16 protein-coding genes are annotated in these 14,903 nt (G+C 67.8%); 15 read left to right on the top strand and 1 reads right to left on the bottom strand.

Translation table 11 applies throughout. The features are described from left to right. Nucleotides 1-16 precede the first annotated feature (16 nt). The 13 genes from O0K41_RS07010 to pncB all read left to right on the top strand — a co-directional run bounded on the left by O0K41_RS07010 (nucleotide 17) and on the right by pncB (nucleotide 12,668). Nucleotides 17-1,237, top strand: coding sequence for a type II secretion system F family protein (locus O0K41_RS07010; protein ID WP_049451368.1), 1,221 nt, complete (start codon nucleotides 17-19; stop codon nucleotides 1,235-1,237). 50 nt (nucleotides 1,238-1,287) lie between these two features. Then, nucleotides 1,288-1,731 carry a type II secretion system major pseudopilin GspG gene (gene gspG, locus O0K41_RS07005; RefSeq protein WP_004142831.1) on the top strand — a complete coding sequence of 148 codons (444 nt, stop codon included), beginning with the start codon at nucleotides 1,288-1,290 and terminating at the stop codon, nucleotides 1,729-1,731. 6 nt (nucleotides 1,732-1,737) lie between these two features. Beyond that, complete coding sequence (locus tag O0K41_RS07000; protein ID WP_005412202.1) at nucleotides 1,738-2,232, top strand: GspH/FimT family pseudopilin; 495 nt, start codon at nucleotides 1,738-1,740, stop codon at nucleotides 2,230-2,232. After that, entirely contained in the window at nucleotides 2,229-2,654 is a 426-nt protein-coding gene (locus O0K41_RS06995) for a prepilin-type N-terminal cleavage/methylation domain-containing protein (protein WP_049451369.1), read from the top strand. Before O0K41_RS07000 ends, O0K41_RS06995 begins: the two co-directional genes overlap by 4 nt. Next, complete coding sequence (locus tag O0K41_RS06990) at nucleotides 2,651-3,283, top strand: type II secretion system protein J (RefSeq protein ID WP_005412204.1); 633 nt, start codon at nucleotides 2,651-2,653, stop codon at nucleotides 3,281-3,283. Before O0K41_RS06995 ends, O0K41_RS06990 begins: the two co-directional genes overlap by 4 nt. Then, nucleotides 3,280-4,143: a general secretion pathway protein GspK gene (locus O0K41_RS06985; RefSeq protein ID WP_164221755.1), complete on the top strand. Its 864-nt coding sequence runs from the start codon at nucleotides 3,280-3,282 to the stop codon at nucleotides 4,141-4,143. Before O0K41_RS06990 ends, O0K41_RS06985 begins: the two co-directional genes overlap by 4 nt. After that, nucleotides 4,140-5,285, top strand: coding sequence for a PilN domain-containing protein (locus O0K41_RS06980; protein ID WP_012479115.1), 1,146 nt, complete (start codon nucleotides 4,140-4,142; stop codon nucleotides 5,283-5,285). The genes O0K41_RS06985 and O0K41_RS06980 overlap by 4 nt, the downstream gene beginning before the upstream one ends. After that, nucleotides 5,266-5,973, top strand: a complete 708-nt coding sequence (gene gspM, locus O0K41_RS06975) for a type II secretion system protein GspM (protein ID WP_237398865.1) — start codon at nucleotides 5,266-5,268, stop codon at nucleotides 5,971-5,973. Before O0K41_RS06980 ends, gspM begins: the two co-directional genes overlap by 20 nt. Further along, on the top strand, nucleotides 5,963-6,757 hold the full coding sequence (locus O0K41_RS06970) for a hypothetical protein (protein ID WP_005408032.1): 795 nt from the start codon (nucleotides 5,963-5,965) through the stop codon (nucleotides 6,755-6,757). Before gspM ends, O0K41_RS06970 begins: the two co-directional genes overlap by 11 nt. A gap of 9 nt (nucleotides 6,758-6,766) precedes the next feature. Further along, a complete protein-coding gene (gspD, locus tag O0K41_RS06965) occupies nucleotides 6,767-8,968 on the top strand; it encodes a type II secretion system secretin GspD (protein WP_049451370.1) in 2,202 nt (733 codons plus the stop codon). 679 nt (nucleotides 8,969-9,647) lie between these two features. Further along, complete coding sequence (locus tag O0K41_RS06960; RefSeq protein ID WP_049451371.1) at nucleotides 9,648-10,499, top strand: glycosyltransferase; 852 nt, start codon at nucleotides 9,648-9,650, stop codon at nucleotides 10,497-10,499. Then, on the top strand, nucleotides 10,496-11,335 hold the full coding sequence (locus O0K41_RS06955; protein ID WP_005412210.1) for a glycosyltransferase family 2 protein: 840 nt from the start codon (nucleotides 10,496-10,498) through the stop codon (nucleotides 11,333-11,335). Before O0K41_RS06960 ends, O0K41_RS06955 begins: the two co-directional genes overlap by 4 nt. A gap of 154 nt (nucleotides 11,336-11,489) precedes the next feature. Next, the gene (pncB, locus tag O0K41_RS06950; protein WP_088436097.1) at nucleotides 11,490-12,668 is read left to right on the top strand and encodes a nicotinate phosphoribosyltransferase; all 1,179 of its coding nucleotides are present in this window, start codon (nucleotides 11,490-11,492) and stop codon (nucleotides 12,666-12,668) included. A 10-nt stretch (nucleotides 12,669-12,678) separates the two neighbouring features. Here the strand turns inward: pncB and O0K41_RS06945 are convergent, their stop codons facing one another. Further along, nucleotides 12,679-13,044, bottom strand: a complete 366-nt coding sequence (locus O0K41_RS06945; protein ID WP_044569511.1) for a hypothetical protein — start codon at nucleotides 13,042-13,044, stop codon at nucleotides 12,679-12,681. A 459-nt stretch (nucleotides 13,045-13,503) separates the two neighbouring features. Between O0K41_RS06945 and O0K41_RS06940 the strand changes: the two genes are divergently transcribed. Beyond that, the gene (locus tag O0K41_RS06940; protein WP_005408038.1) at nucleotides 13,504-14,043 is read left to right on the top strand and encodes a fimbrial protein; all 540 of its coding nucleotides are present in this window, start codon (nucleotides 13,504-13,506) and stop codon (nucleotides 14,041-14,043) included. A gap of 85 nt (nucleotides 14,044-14,128) precedes the next feature. After that, nucleotides 14,129-14,857, top strand: a complete 729-nt coding sequence (locus tag O0K41_RS06935) for a molecular chaperone (protein WP_088436096.1) — start codon at nucleotides 14,129-14,131, stop codon at nucleotides 14,855-14,857. Nucleotides 14,858-14,903 lie beyond the last annotated feature (46 nt).

Here is a 14,903-nt window from a genome sequence, read left to right as displayed (position 1 = left end):
GGACGCCGGGGCTGACATGCCGAACTACCGCTACAAAGCGCTCAATTCGCACGGCGAGATATTCGACGGGCAGATGGAAGCCGCCAGCGAGGCCGAACTGGTCGCGCGCCTGCAGGATCAGGGCCATCTGCCGATGGAGACCCAGCTGGCCGATGGCGGCGTGGTCGGCGGCAGCAGCTGGCGCACGCTGCTGCGCCAGCGCCCGTTGCAGGGCGCGGCGCTGCTGCAGTTCACCCAGCAGCTGGCGACCCTGCTTGGTGCCGGCCAGCCGCTGGACCGTGCACTGTCGATCCTGCTCGGGCTTCCGGAAGACGAACGCTCGCGGCGTGCGATCACCGACATCCGCGACGTGGTGCGCGGCGGTGCGCCGCTGTCGACCGCGCTGGAGCGCCAGCACGGCCTGTTCTCGCGCCTGTACGTGAACATGGTGCGTGCCGGCGAGGCGGGTGGCAGCCTGCACGAGACCCTGCAGCGGCTGGCAGACTACCTCGAACGCAGCCGCGCGCTGCAGGGCAAGGTGATCAACGCACTGGTCTATCCGGCCATCCTGCTGGTGGTGGTGGGCGGTGCGCTGCTGTTCCTGCTCGGTTACGTGGTGCCACAGTTCGCGCAGATGTACGAAAGCCTGGACGTGGCGCTGCCGTGGTTCACCAATGCAGTACTGCAGCTGGGCCTGTTCGTGCGCGACTGGTGGGTGCTGCTGCTGGTGGTGCCCGCACTGCTGGCATTGTTCTTCGAACGCAAGGTACGGCAACCGGCGTTCCGGCTGGCGCTGGATGGATGGCTGCTGCAGCGTCGCGGCATCGGCCGCCTGCTGGCCGAACTGGAAACCGCGCGGCTGGCGCGCACGCTGGGCACCCTGCTGCGCAATGGCGTGCCGCTGCTCGGGGCGCTGGGCATCGCACGCAACGTGCTGGGCAACCGCGCGCTGGCCGCTGATGTGGAAGCGGCCGCCGACGAAGTGAAGAACGGTGCCGGCCTGTCGCTGGCACTGTCGCGCGGCAAGCGTTTCCCACGCCTGGCCCTGCAGATGATCCAGGTCGGCGAGGAATCCGGTGCCCTCGATACCATGCTGCTGAAAGCTGCCGACACGTTTGAACAGGACAGCGCCCGTCGCATCGACCGCCTGTTGGCCGCGATGGTGCCGGCGATCACCCTGGTGCTGGCCTCGGTGGTCGGTGCGGTGATCGTCGCCGTGCTGGTGCCGTTGTACGACCTGACCAATGCCATCGGCTGATGATGGCTCCCTACGCAACCCCCGACACTCCGCAACTGAAAGGACCGACCATGATTGCTTCCCGTCGACCGATCCGCCTTTCCTTCACTGCCGCGCGCAACCAGTCGGGCATGAGCCTGCTGGAAATCATCATCGTCATCGTGCTGATCGGCGCGGTGCTGACCCTGGTCGCCAGCCGCGTGCTGGGCGGTGCCGACCGTGGCAAGGCGAACATCGCCAAGGCCCAGGTGCAGACCGTTGCCTCCAAGGTCGACAACTACCAGATCGATACCGGCAAGCTGCCTGGCTCGCTCAACGATCTGGTGACCGCACCGGCAGGTGTCGGCGGCTGGCTGGGCCCGTACGCCAAGCCGGCCGACCTGAATGACCCGTGGGGCCACGCGCTGGAGTACCGCGCGCCGGGCGAAGGCCAGCCGTATGAACTGATCAGCCTGGGCAAGGACGGCAAGGCCGGCGGCAGCAGCGTCGACGCTGACATCCGCTACCAGCCGTAACCGGGCATGACGCATTTCCTGCCGCGCCGGCTGCCTCGCCCGCGCCTGCACGGCAGGCGCGCAGCGGGCCTGTCGCTGCTGGAAATGCTGCTGGTGATCGCGCTGATCGCCGCGATCGGCCTGATCACCGCCGCGGGTCTGTCGCGCGGCTTTGCCGGCATGCAGCTGCGCAGCGCCGGCAAGGACATCGCAAACCAGCTGCGCATGGTGCGCGCCCAGGCCATCGCGCGCGGTGAGCCGCAGCGCTTCGTGATCGAACCGGCGCGTCGCCGTTGGCAGGGGGCCAACCAGAGGCAGGGCGATGTGCCGACGCAGCTGCAGGTGCAGTTCGAAGGTGCCGCGCAGCTGGCCACCGCGCCGGGGCAGGGCGTGATCGAGTTCCATCCCGATGGTGGCTCCAGTGGTGGCCGCATCCGCCTGCAACGTGAGGGCGCCGAATGGCGCATCGATGTCGGCTGGCTGACCGGCGAGGTCCGCTCCGGCCCGTGGCAGGCGCCATGAAGCGGCAGGCGCGTGGTTTTACGTTGCTGGAAGTGATCATCGCCTTCGCCTTGCTGGGCCTGGCGCTGACGCTGCTTCTGGGCAGCCTGTCAGGTGGCGCGAAACAGGTCCGAGAGGCCGAGCTGCGCACGCGTGCGGTGCTGCATGCGCAATCGCTGCTGGCCGAAGCCGGTGTCGCCGCGCCCTTGCAGGTGGGCAGCCAGCAGGGCGACTGGGAACAGGGCCGATACCATTGGGAGCTGCAGGTACAGCCATGGGTCGAGCCGCGTGCCGCCAACGCGGTACAGGCACAGGCGCAATCGCCGGGGGTTCCCTGGCTGGCCGAGCTGCAGCTTCAGGTACGCTGGGGCGAAGGCGAACGCGAACAACTGCGCTGGCGCAGCCTGCGCCTGCTGCCGCCGGACCTGGAGAGCGCGCGATGAAGCGACGCGCCGCAGGATTTACCCTGGTGGAAGTGATGTTGGCCACGGTGCTGTTGGCCGGTGGCCTGGCGTTGGCCTTTGCCAGCGTGCGCTCGGCGATGGCGGTGAGCCAGCGTGGCGAGCAGATTGCCGCCGAGAGCGAACGCATGCGTGCGGTCGAGGCTCTGCTGCGGCGGCAGCTGGCCGGTGCGCTGCGCACGCCGCTGGAAGTGCCCGATCCCACCCGCGAACCGATCTTCTTCCAGGGCGAAGAGCAACGCATGCTGTTCGCGGCCGATCTACCGGGCTATCTGGGCCGTGGCGGTGCCTACCTGCACGCACTGCAGGTGGATGGCCGCAGCGGCCAGCAACGCCTCCTGCTCGACCTGGTGCTGCTGCAGGAGGGCGAGCGCATCGCCGAAACTCCGCCGCGCCCACCGGAGGTGCTGGTGGAGAACCTCAAGTCGGTGCAACTACGCTATCGCGGCATCGATGCCAGCACCGGGCAGGTGACTGATTGGACGCCGCGCTGGGATGACACCCGGCGCCTGCCGATGCTGGTGGAGATCCAGATCGTGCCCGCCAAGGGCGCTCCCTGGCCTGCACTGGTCGTCGCTCCGCGCGCGGGCGGCAGTGGAGGAGCGCGATGAGCCGGGCGCACGGCGCGGCGCTGGTACTGGTCCTGTGGCTGATCGCCCTGATGACGGCGTTGGTGGGCGCGTTCGCGTTGAGCGCGCGGGTCGAGCACCTGCAGCAGCGGGTGCTGGATGATGATGCGCGTGGCCAGGAGCGTGCACGGGCGGGACTTGAGTACGCGCTGACGCGCCTGTCCGCCGATCCGCAGCGGGCGCCCTGGCGCGCCGATGGCCGTGTCTATCGTTGGCAGTTCGATGACGCCAGCATCGAGATCAAGGTGCTGGACGAGAACGGCAAGATCAACCTGAACCTGGCAGACGTGGCCCTGCTGAGCGCCTTCCTCAAGGCGCTGGGTGAAGACGAAGCGCAGGCCCGCCAGCTGGCCGGCGCGATCGTCGACTGGCGCGACGAAGACAGCCTGCTGCAGCCCGGCGGCGGTGCCGAAGCGCCCGACTATGCCGCAGCAGGCCTGCCCTATGGCCCCCGCAACAAGCGTTTCGAGACGCTGGGCGAGCTGCAGCGGGTACTCGGCATGCGCGGCCCGCTGTACCAGGCCATGCTGCCGCACCTGACCCTGTACAGCCGCCAGGCGCGCCCGGATCCCCACTTTGCCAGCGCGCCGGTGCTGACCGCACTGGGCCTGGATGCGGATACCGTGCTGGCGCAGCGCGCACAGCAGGAGCGTGACGCAGATACCGCTGGCGGTGCGACAACGCTTGCCAGCAGCAGCGGCACCTATAGTATCGAGTCTCGTGCAACCGACGGCAGTGGACGCCGGTCGGTGTTGCAGGCAGTGGTACGCAATGGCTCGGGCGGGGTTCCCGGGCGGTCCTACACAGTGCTTCGCTGGGAGCAGGGAATGACAGCAAGATGACGGCATGGCAGGACAGTGTGCGGCAGGTACAGGGCCGGATCGGCCCTGGCGCCGGCCGTTTCCTGCGCTGGTGGCGGCAATCGCTGCTGGCCTGGGTGCCGGCACGTTGGCAGTGGGCACTGGGCTGGGCACAGGCGCGCCTGCTGCTGCAGCGCGAAGGCGACCACCTTCAGGTCTGGCGTGAGGCGGGGGAGCGCCGCGAACCGGTCGTACGGCTGCCGTGGCCGCTGTCCCCGGCCGAACTGGATCGCGTGCTGGAAGCCCGCCTGCGCAGCTTGCCGCGGGTGTGGCTGCTGCCGGCAAGCGATGTGCTGCGCCGGCAGCTGCGCCTGCCGGCGGCGGCGGCTGACCGCCTGCGTGCGGTGGTCGGTTTCGAGATCGACCGGCAGACGCCTTTTGAATCCAGCCAGGTCAGCTATGACGTGCGTGAACGTGGCGCGGCGGGCGAGGGCCAGCTGCAGGTCGAACTGGTGGCCTGGCCGCTGCGGCAGCTCGAGGCCTGGCGCAGCAACGTGGGCCAATGGGCCGATGCACTGTCCGGCGTCGATGCCATTGATGCGCAGGGCAACATCCTGCAGGTGAACCTGCTGCCGCCCGCGCAGCGTCAGCTGCAGGCCGACCCGATGCGGCGCTGGAACCTTCTGCTGGCCGTGGCCGCGGTGGTGATGCTGGTGCTGTCTGGCCTGCAGGTGCTGGACAATCGCCGCGCGGCAGCCGACGAACTGCGTGCCCAGGTGGAGCGCAGCGCGCGCAGTGCGCGTGGCGTGGCCAGCGAACGTGCCCAGCTGCAGGCGCTGATCGACGGTGCCGCGTTCCTCGAAAAGCAGCGCGGCCAGCGCGCGGGTACGGTGGAGATCTGGAACGAACTGACCCGGCGCCTGCCGGAGGGAACGTACCTGGAAAAACTGGCCATCGAGAACAACAACCTGCAGCTGATCGGCCTGAGCCGCGAGGCCTCGCAGCTGGTGCAGCTGCTGCAGGATGCGCCGCAGTGGCGCAAGGTCAACCTGACCGGCGTACTGCAGGCCGATGGCGCCGCCAGTGGCCGCGACCGCTTCACCATGACCGCTGAACTGCAGCCGTTGCCGGCGGCAGCCCCGAACCGGGAGGCGGCCGATGCCGATGCCAAGCGCACGCCGTGACCGCTGGCTGGCACTGGCACTGTTGCTGGCAGTGCTGGGCCTGGCCTACCTGCTGCTGGTGCACCCCTGGTTCACCCAGCCGCTGCGCGAAATCGATGCTGATGTCGCCGCCCTGCGCGAGCGCGAGCAGCGCGTGCAGGCGCAGCTGCAGCAGCAGCCGCAGATCGAACAGCGCCTGCGTGCCACCCGCGAGGCACTGCAGCAGCGGCCGGGCTTCCTGCGCGAGGCCACCGCCGAGGCTGCAGCCGCTGCGCTCGGCGCGAAGCTGCAGGATGCGGTGGCGATGGCCAGCCCGGGCAACCGCAGCTGCACCATCAGCAACCGCACGCCGCTCACCGACAACCGCCGCGACGCCGAGTTCGTGCGCGTCGCCATGCAGGTGCGCCTGCGCTGTGGCGTGGCCGAACTGGCCACGGTGCTGCACAGCCTGGAGACCGGCAGCCCGCGCCTGTTCGTCGACAACCTCAACCTGATCGCGCAGCGCTTCCAGCAGTCGCCGAATGAATCCGGGCTCGGCCTGGATGTGTCATTCGAACTGGCTGGTTACCTGCTGCCCGGGGCTGCTGCCGATGGCAGTGCGCCGGCGCCTGCCGTCGCACCGGTATCCGCGCCGCAGCCGCCTTCAGCGGCACCCGCTCCCGCACCGGCGGCGCCGGTCGAGGGACAGGAGGTCGCTGATGAAACTTGAGCAGATCAGCCTGCGCACCGGTTTCCTGCTGGCCCTGGCCGGTTGGGCTGCGGCGGTCTGGCTGGCCACCGGCTTCGGTCTGGGCAGCCAGCTGCCAGGTGCGGATGGCGATGCCGATGCGGTGCCTTCGCTGCCGGTGCTGCCGCCGTTGGCCGCAGAACGCATGCCCAGCGCCGACAGCTACAGCGCGATCGGTGAGCGACCGCTGTTCGCCGAGGACCGCAGGCCGAAGCCCTACCTGCTCGGTGGCAGCGAGCCGGCCGCCAGCGCCGCGCTGCGCCTGACCGGCGTGCTGCTGACCGGTGACTTCGGCATGGCCACCTTCACCACCGAACAGAACCGTTCGCTGCGGCTGCGCCTCAACGGCGAAGCGGTGGACGGCTGGCAACTTGTGGGGCTCGCGCCGCGCCAGGCCACGGTGATCGGCCCAAGCGGCAGCCAGGTGCTGGAACTGGCCGTGTTCAATGGCCAGGGCGGCGAGCCGCCCACCGTACTGCGGGGTGCCAATGGCGCGCCGCCGGCGGGTGCGGTCGTTGTGCCGCCGCCGGCGGGCGCACCGCCGATGCCATCCCCACCTCCGGCTGCTGCAACCGCAACCGCGCAGCCGCAGCCCGCCAGCAGCGTGCCATCAGCCGCCGCCGCGGCGCCTCCTGCCAACACCAATGGCCCCAGCGAAGCGCAGATGCAGGCCATCCGCGAACGCATCCAGGCCCGTCGCCGCCAGCTGCAGCAACAACAGCAGCAACAACCGTCGCCGCCCCCGGGCGATGGCACCAACCGATAGAGTGAATGCATGAGCCTGCGTTTTCTTCCCTGGTCCTTTGCCCTCGCGCTGCTGGTCGGCTGCAGCACCGTGTCCGCGCCGCATGTGCAGCGCAAGGGCAATCTGTCGCCCACTGCCGAGGCCGGCCAGGCCGCTGATGTCGCAGCAGATGCTGCCCGAGACGCCCAGGGCGCTCCGCAGGCGGTGATCCGCCGTGGCACCGGCACCATGATCAACCGCGAAGCAGCACGTGCACCGGCACCGGCGCTGCATGGCGCCAGCACCGGTGAAGCAACCTTCAATTTCGAAGGCGAGTCGGTGCACGCGGTGGTCAAGGCCATCCTCGGTGACATGCTGGGCCAGAACTACGTGATCGCACCGGGCGTGCAGGGCACGGTCACCCTGGCCACGCCCAAGCCGGTGTCGCCGGCCCAGGCGTTGAACCTGCTGGAGATGGTGCTGGGCTGGAATAATGCCCGCATGGTCTACAGCGGTGGCCGCTACAACATCGTCGCTGCCGACCAGGCGCTGGCCGGTACGGTTGCGCCGAGCACGGCGCCTGCAGCCAGTGCGCGTGGCTTCGAGGTACGGGTGATCCCGCTGCAGTTCATCTCCGCCACCGAGATGAAGAAGGTGCTGGAGCCCTATGCGCGGCCCAATGCCATCGTCAGCGTCGACAGCGGCCGCAACGTGATCACCCTGGGCGGTACCCGCGCCGAGCTGGAAAACTACATGCGCACCGTCGAGATCTTCGACGTCGACTGGCTGTCGGGCATGTCGGTGGGCGTGTTCCCGATCCAGTCGGGCAAGGCCGAGCAGGTCGCTGCCGACCTGGAGAAGGTGTTCGGCGAGGAGAGCAAGACCCCCAGCGCCGGCATGTTCCGTTTCCTGCCGCTGGAAAACGCCAACGCCGTGCTGGTGATCACCCCGCAGGTACGTTACCTGGACCAGATCCAGCAGTGGCTGGACCGTATCGATACCGCCGGTGGCAGCGCCCGCCTGTTCTCCTACGAGCTGCGCTACATCAAGGCGCGCGACCTGGCCGAACGCCTCAGTGAAGCCTTCGCCAGCAGCGGCAACCGCGGCGGCTCCAGCCCGGCATCGCTGGCACCCGGCGCGATTCCATCGCAGCTGGGCAGCGACGGCGAGCGCGGCATGGACAGCAACAACAGCAGCAGTTTCGGTTCGACCCCGGGCAGTGGTTCCAGCGGTGCCGGCAACGGCAGCATGAACCTGCCGCAGCGCCAGTCCGGCAACGTCAGCGTCAGCCTGGAAGTGGAAGGCGATCGCGTGGGCGTGTCGGCGGTGGAGGAGACCAATACCCTGCTGGTGCGTTCGACCCCGCAGGCCTGGCGCTCGATCCGCGAGGTGATCGAGAAGCTGGACGTGATGCCGCTGCAGGTGCACATCGAAGCCCAGGTGGCCGAGGTGTCGCTGGATGGTGACCTGAAGTACGGCGTGAACTGGTTCTTCGACAATGCCGTGGCCGGGCGTGCACTGACGGGAGCATTGGGCGGCGTGACCCTGCCGGCAGCAGCGGGTGGCTCCTGGAGCAGCTTCGCCGGTGCCGCGACCGGTGGCGAAGGCCTGGGCTGGGCATTCACCGGGCACAATGGTGCGGCGGTGGTGAGCGCGCTGGACAAGGTCACCGATGTACGCCTGCTGCAGACCCCCTCGGTGTTCGTGCGCAACAACGCCGAGGCCACGCTCAACGTGGGCGACAAGGTGCCGATCAACACCACCACGGTCAACACCGGTATCGGCACCGGCACCTACAGTTCGGTGCAGTACATCGACACCGGCGTGATCCTGAAGGTGCGCCCGCGCGTAACCCGCGATGGCACGGTGTTCCTCGATATCGTGCAGGAAGTGAGCAGCGCCTCGAACGTGCCCGACAACTGCAATCCGACCGAGCGCAACTGCAACCCGCGGATTTCCACCAAGAAGCTGTCGACCGAAGCGGCGGTGCAGAGCGGCGACACCATCATGCTGGCCGGCCTGATCACCGATTCGGCCACCGATGGCAGCAGCGGCATTCCCGGCCTGAGCCGGATTCCGGTGGTCGGCGCGCTGTTCGGGCAGAAGAGCCGCACCAGCCGCCGTTCGGAGGTGATCGTGCTGCTGACCCCGAGCATCGTGCGCAACGGGCAGGAAGCGCGGAATCTGACCGACGAGTACAGCCAGCGCTTCCGTGCGATGGAGCCGCTGAACCAGCCGCGCGCAAAGAAGTAAGGGGTTTACGGCCGGGCTGCGCCCGGCACCCGCAGAGGCCAGAGCCGGAGCAAGAGCCAGAGCAACGGCAACAGCGGGTTTACTGAGGGGTGGCGGGGCACTGTGGGTTTGCGGGGACGCCGTAAATACGTCCATGTAGGCTTGGTCGCCGCATCCATGCGGCTCACACCCCGCAAAACCCACAATGCCCCGCCTTCGACAGTTTCCTGCTGCTGTTGGCAGGTGTCGACCTTGGTCGACACGATCCACGCCATGCGTGGATGACTCTCCATCGAAATCGAATATTTCGATATCTGTGAGATCTGAGCCGAGCATGGCTCGGCTCTACAGAAGTTAAGGCCGAGAGGTCGCGGAAAACTGTCGAAGGCGGGGTGAGTCCGGTTGTGGGGGCGTGAGCCGCATGGATGCGGCGACCGAGCTTACATGGGTGAGGGCGCTTTGCTTGCGAAGCACTGCTTCGCAAGCGCCCGAACGCACAGCCGCCAGCGGCTGGGCCGGGCCCCGGAAGGGGGACTTGCAGCGTCCCCCGCAACCGGACCCACCCCGCCATCCGCCAGGAACCCAGCTTTTGCTCCGGCTGTTGCTTCGGCTCTGGCTCTGGCCTCTGCCGGTGCCGGGTGCAACCCGGCCGATACCCTCCCAGTGCTAGGCTGTGGCTAACGACAACCACGGAGGCGGGATGGGGGCGATCGTGTTGTTGCCGCTGTGCGTGGACGATGCCGCGCTCGACCGCTGCCTGGCCGCACTGGATGCCGGCACCGCGCCGGGCACCGCGGTCTGGTTGGCCGACGATGCGCAGACCGGGCCGCGCGCGCAGGCGGTGGTGGAACATTGGTTGGCGCATACGCCACTGCAGGCCGAGTACACCCGCCGCGCGCGGCCGCTGGGCGAGGTGGCCCACCTGGACGAGATGTTGCGCGCCTGCGATGGCATGGACGTGGCGGTGCTGGCACCGGACAGCGTGCCCGCGCCGGGCTGGCTGCAGCAGCTGCAGGACACCTTCGCCCGCGATGCCGCCATCGCCACCGCAACCCCGTGGTGCAATGCCGGCGAAACCGCTGCGTGGCCACGGCTGGGCGAAATCAATCCCGAACCCCATGATCCGGCCCTGCTGGCGCATACCTGTGCCACATTGCCAACCCTGCACCCCGAGCTGCCGTCCGCAGTCACCCATGCGGTGCTGGTGCGGGGCAACGCGCGTCGACGTGCCGGCGGCCTGGACGTGGACAGCTATGCCGGCTGGAACGCGGCGCTGGTGGACCTGAGCCTGCGCATGGCCGGCCTGGGATGGCGCAATGTGCTGTGCGAGACCGCCTTCGTCAGCCGGGCAGGGGAGGCGATCAGCCGTGATGGCGATCTCGAGGCCCTGGCCGCGCGCTGGCCGGGCTGGGTGCCTAGGCTGGCCGACTTCCTCATGCACGATCCGCTGCATGGCCTGCGTGCCGACCTGCAGCAGCGCATGCGGCAGGCGATAATGCCGAAGGAACAGGGCGACCTGTTCGTCCCGTCCGCGCCGGAGCCACCCGTTTGAATGTTGCCATCGCCGCCATCGTCGTCACCTACCAGAGCGGCAGCACCATCGATGCCTGTCTCTCGCGCCTGCGCCAGGCGCGGGACGTGGCCGAAATCCGGGTGATCGACAACGGCTCGATGGATGGCACGCTGGATATCGTGCAGCGCCATGCCAGCCACGACCCGCGCGTGCGTTTTGTCGGCAATCCGGACAATCCCGGCTTTGCCGCCGCAAACAACCAGGGGGTGGCCGATTCGCACAGCCCGTGGCTGGCCTTCATCAACCCGGACCTTATGGTCGAGCCCGATACTCTGGCCGAGCTGCGCAGCCGTGCCGAACGGTTGGGGGATTGCCTGCTGGGTGTCGAACAGCTGGACGAGCATGGCCATGCGGACGAGGCCGTGCGCCGTCGTGATCCGGATTTCCTGTTGATGCTGCGTTCGCCCGGCAAAGGCTCGAAGCTGTCGGTCCCGCGCGATCCGCAGCAGGCGCTGCAGCGGGTGCCGGCGTTGTCTGGCGCGCTGCTGCTGATGCCACGTGCGCTGTTCGACCGCATCGGTGGCTGGGACGCCGGCTATCGCCTGCACGCCGAAGACCTGGACTTGTGCCGGCGCGCACGTGAGGCTGGCGCGGTGGTGGCGATCGCCAACGACCTGCAGGTCACCCATGTGCGCGGTGTCTCCAGCCGCTCACGGCCGTTCTTCGTCGAATGGCACAAGCACAAGGGCCTGTGGCGCTATTTCCGGAAGTTCGAGGCCAGTCAGCGTTCGCTGCCGGTGCGCGTGGCGGTGTGGGGCGCGATCTGGGCGCACGCCCTGATGCTGGTGCCGCGCCTGCTGCGCAGGTCGTTGTAGAACCGGAAGGGCATCCACGCATGGCGTGGATCTACCAATGCCGTTCCGCGGAGAGCCGAGCCCACGCTCGGCTGCATGGATAGGGTCATCCACGCATGGTGTGGATCCACTGGCCGCGCCCCCGGTTCACCCTGCTGGGCGCATAATCCGCCCCATGCCTATCATCCAGTCCCTGCTCGACACCGACCTGTACAAGTTCACCATGATGCAGGCGGTGCTCCACCAGCACCCCGGTGCCCAGGTGCAGTACCGGTTCAAGTGCCGCACGCCCGGCATCGACCTGGCCCATTACATCGACCAGATCGACGAAGAGATCGACCACCTGTGCAGCCTGCGTTTCAGCGACGCGGAGCTGGATTACATGCGTGGCCTGCGCTTCGTGAAGCCCGACTTCGCCGATTTCCTCGGCCTGTTCCACCTCGACCGCAAGTACATCCAGCTGCGCGCGTCGAAGGCCGTGCCCGGCGAGATCGAACTGGACATCACCGGCCCGTGGCTGCACACCATCCTGTTCGAAGTGCCGCTGCTGGCGATCATCAACGAAGTCTGGTTCCGCAACACCACCACCGCCGACTTCGCCGAAGGCGAGCGCCGCCTGCAGGCCAAGGCCGCGCTGCTGCGCGATACCCCCGGTTTCGAACAGTGCCGCATCGCCGACTACGGCAGCCGTCGCCGCTACTCGCGCGACTGGCACGCGCGCCTGCTGCCGCTGCTGCGCGATGCGCTCGGCCCGCAGCTGGTCGGCACCAGCAACGTGCACTTCGCCCGCCTGTATGGCATGACCCCGCACGGCACCATGGCCCATGAGTATCTGCAGGCCTTCCAGGCGCTGGGCCCACGCCTGCGTGACTCGCAGGTGGCGGCGCTGGAATCGTGGGCACGCGAGTATCGCGGCGACCTCGGCATCGCGCTGTCCGACGTGGTCGGCTTGGATGCGTTCCTGCGCGACTTCGATATGTACTTCTGCAAGCTGTTCGACGGTGTCCGCCACGATTCGGGCGATCCGTTCGACTGGGGCGACCGCATGCTGGCGCACTTCCAGCAGCGCCGCGTCGATCCGCGCAGCAAGGTGCTGGTGTTCAGCGATGGGCTCGACATCGCCAAGGTCATGCGCCTGTACGACTACTTCCGTGGTCGCTGCCAGGTCGCGTTCGGCGTCGGCACCCACCTGACCAATGATCTGGGTCCGACGCCGCTGAACATCGTGATCAAGATGGTCCGCTGCAACGGCCAGCCGGTGGCCAAGCTCAGCGATTCGCCGGGCAAGAGCATGTGCGACGACCCCGGCTACCTGGCCTACCTGCGCCAGGTCTTCGAGCTGCCGCCGGCGTAAACACGTCGGCTTACAGGTAGTCGACCACCACCAGGTAGGCACCCTGCAGCGGCTGCTGCTTCGAAGCCTGCACGCTGTAGCGCTCGGAGAAGGCGATATCGCCGGCGCGCATCGCGCTGGCCGACACCGACAGCTTCTGCCCCTGCCGCTTGCCGTCGCGCAGCGTCGCGGCCTGGCCATCGGCCAGCGCCGTCACGGCCACCGTCGAGCCCTTGGCCGACGGCGGGCAGGCCGCCAGGCTCAGCTCGCCCTGGGACAGGTTGGTCGTGCAGCCCGGCTCGGCGATACGGCCGCTGAAACGAATGCTGCCGCTGCTGGCCTGGGCCAGCGCACTGACGGACATCAGGGCCACGCACAGCAGAAGGGAGGTTCTCATGACACGTTCTCTGGTTCGGTGTGTCCTAGTTAGCGACAGGTTCGATCCGTCTTTAATAGGACGATTCCGAATCTGCTAGGGCCATCACCAACAAAGAGTGATGCGCATCAAATAAGGTGATTTCCACCTTAAAAAGGCCTGTTTCCGCGCATGCCGAACGCGCCGCCAGGTGCGTCATGCAGGGTCGTTTGTGGCCTGATCCGGCCACCGTCAAATTCCTTGCGCTCCCCCAACCATGATTTCGCCTAACACGTCACATTTGAGGCGTCAATGAATTGGCGTTCAGAAAAATAATGAGACTTTCATCACAGTTGTGCCTATACTTGCGTCACGGATTCAGGGGAAGGTATGTCCGAGTCCGGCCACAGGTGAGACGCAAGGATGGGTCTTGATAGCCCGGCAGTGCTCCTTGCTTCCTCCTCTACTTCTCATCTCTTCAGTAGGGTTAGGTAAAAGCGAATGCACAAGATCAACCTCATTGCCGCTCTGATGCTGGCCGCCGCTCCGCTGGCCGCCAACGCCGCCGACGGCACCATCACCTTCAACGGCAAGGTGACCGACAAGACCTGCACCATCTCGACCCCGGGCGGCAAGGACTTCGCCGTCAACCTGCCGACCGTGTCCAAGAACACCCTGGCCACCGCCGGTGCCGTCGCCGGTCGTACCCCGTTCGCCATCAACCTGACCAAGTGCAGCGCCGGCAACGTCGCGACCTACTTCGAGCCGGGTTCGACCGTTGACTTCAACACCGGCCGCCTGCTGAACCAGGCCTCGGCCAACGCTGCCACCAACGTGCAGCTGCAGCTGCTGGGCTCGAACAACCAGGTCCTGCCGATCAAGGCTGCCGGCGCTGGCCTGGCCCAGACCAACTCGCAGTGGGTCACCGTCGGCACCGACGGCTCGGCCGACCTGAACTACTACGCTGAGTACTACGCCACTGCCGCCGCCACCCCGGGCGACGTCACCAGCAGCGTCAAGTACACGATCATCTACAACTGATCGTAGCCGTACCCGCACTGGCCGGCGTACGCGCCGGCCCGTGCATCGCGGCCCCTGGCCACATACCTCGAGCGTAGTACTTCCGATGAAAGCATTCTTTCCCCGGGCGCTGCTGCTGGCAGCGTTCACGCTGCCCTTCTGCCAGAACGCTCTGGCCGGCGTGGTGGTCAATGGCACGCGAGTGATCTATCCGGCGCAGGCGCGCGAAGTCACCGTGCAGGTCGACAACGTGGGCGATTCGCCGGCGCTGGTGCAGGCCTGGATCGACAGCGGCGACGCCAACCAGACCGCCGATACCAGCGATGCCCCGTTCGTACTGACGCCGCCGATCGCGCGCGTCGAGCCGGGCCGCAGCCAGGCGCTGCGACTGATCTTCTCCGGCGCGCAGTTGCCGACCGACCGCGAGTCGGTGTTCTGGCTCAACGTGCTGGATGTGCCGCCGTCCCCGGACAACGCTGACAGCGGCGAACAGAATTACCTGCAGGTCGCGTTTCGTTCGCGCCTGAAACTTTTCTACCGGCCGCAGGGCCTGAAGGGCGTCGCCAACGATGCACCGGCAGCGCTGCGCTGGACCCGCAATGGCGACCGCCTGCGGGTGGAAAACCCGAGCCCCTTCCACGTCACTCTGGCCGAAGTACATGCCGTGAGCGGCAGCAGTGAAAAGGCCGTCGAGGACAAGGGCGCGATGGTCGCGCCGAAGCAGAGCCTGGAGTTCGCCGCACCGGCGGGCACCGACCAGGTCCGCTTCATCACCATCAACGACTACGGCGGCCGGGTGGAACACACCATCCGCCTCGGCAGCACCGGGGGCTGAACGCGCCGCGCCGGCCCCTGGCCTGCGCATCCCGCCACCGCCGCTG

The sequence above is a fragment of the Stenotrophomonas sp. Sm2128 genome (genome assembly GCF_030985535.1).
GTDB lineage: Bacteria > Pseudomonadota > Gammaproteobacteria > Xanthomonadales > Xanthomonadaceae > Stenotrophomonas > Stenotrophomonas maltophilia.
The sequence above is the reverse complement of the archived record's forward strand: the minus strand, read 5'-3'. Positions and strand labels throughout refer to the sequence as shown.

Bases quoted from the DNA above. Each gene is read 5' to 3' on its own strand.
- O0K41_RS06935 (WP_088436096.1), top strand. From the start codon at position 14,129: ATGAAAGCATTCTTTCCCCGGGCGCTGCTGCTGGCAGCGTTCACGCTG.
- O0K41_RS06945 (WP_044569511.1), bottom strand. From the start codon at position 13,044: ATGAGAACCTCCCTTCTGCTGTGCGTGGCCCTGATGTCCGTCAGTGCG.
- pncB (WP_088436097.1), top strand. From the start codon at position 11,490: ATGCCTATCATCCAGTCCCTGCTCGACACCGACCTGTACAAGTTCACC.
- gspM (WP_237398865.1), top strand. From the start codon at position 5,266: ATGCCAAGCGCACGCCGTGACCGCTGGCTGGCACTGGCACTGTTGCTG.
- O0K41_RS06995 (WP_049451369.1), top strand. From the start codon at position 2,229: ATGAAGCGGCAGGCGCGTGGTTTTACGTTGCTGGAAGTGATCATCGCC.
- gspD (WP_049451370.1), top strand. From the start codon at position 6,767: ATGAGCCTGCGTTTTCTTCCCTGGTCCTTTGCCCTCGCGCTGCTGGTC.
- O0K41_RS07010 (WP_049451368.1), top strand. From the start codon at position 17: ATGCCGAACTACCGCTACAAAGCGCTCAATTCGCACGGCGAGATATTC.
- O0K41_RS06985 (WP_164221755.1), top strand. From the start codon at position 3,280: ATGAGCCGGGCGCACGGCGCGGCGCTGGTACTGGTCCTGTGGCTGATC.
- O0K41_RS06980 (WP_012479115.1), top strand. From the start codon at position 4,140: ATGACGGCATGGCAGGACAGTGTGCGGCAGGTACAGGGCCGGATCGGC.
- O0K41_RS06960 (WP_049451371.1), top strand. From the start codon at position 9,648: ATGGGGGCGATCGTGTTGTTGCCGCTGTGCGTGGACGATGCCGCGCTC.
- O0K41_RS07000 (WP_005412202.1), top strand. From the start codon at position 1,738: ATGACGCATTTCCTGCCGCGCCGGCTGCCTCGCCCGCGCCTGCACGGC.
- O0K41_RS06990 (WP_005412204.1), top strand. From the start codon at position 2,651: ATGAAGCGACGCGCCGCAGGATTTACCCTGGTGGAAGTGATGTTGGCC.
- O0K41_RS06970 (WP_005408032.1), top strand. From the start codon at position 5,963: ATGAAACTTGAGCAGATCAGCCTGCGCACCGGTTTCCTGCTGGCCCTG.
- gspG (WP_004142831.1), top strand. From the start codon at position 1,288: ATGATTGCTTCCCGTCGACCGATCCGCCTTTCCTTCACTGCCGCGCGC.
- O0K41_RS06940 (WP_005408038.1), top strand. From the start codon at position 13,504: ATGCACAAGATCAACCTCATTGCCGCTCTGATGCTGGCCGCCGCTCCG.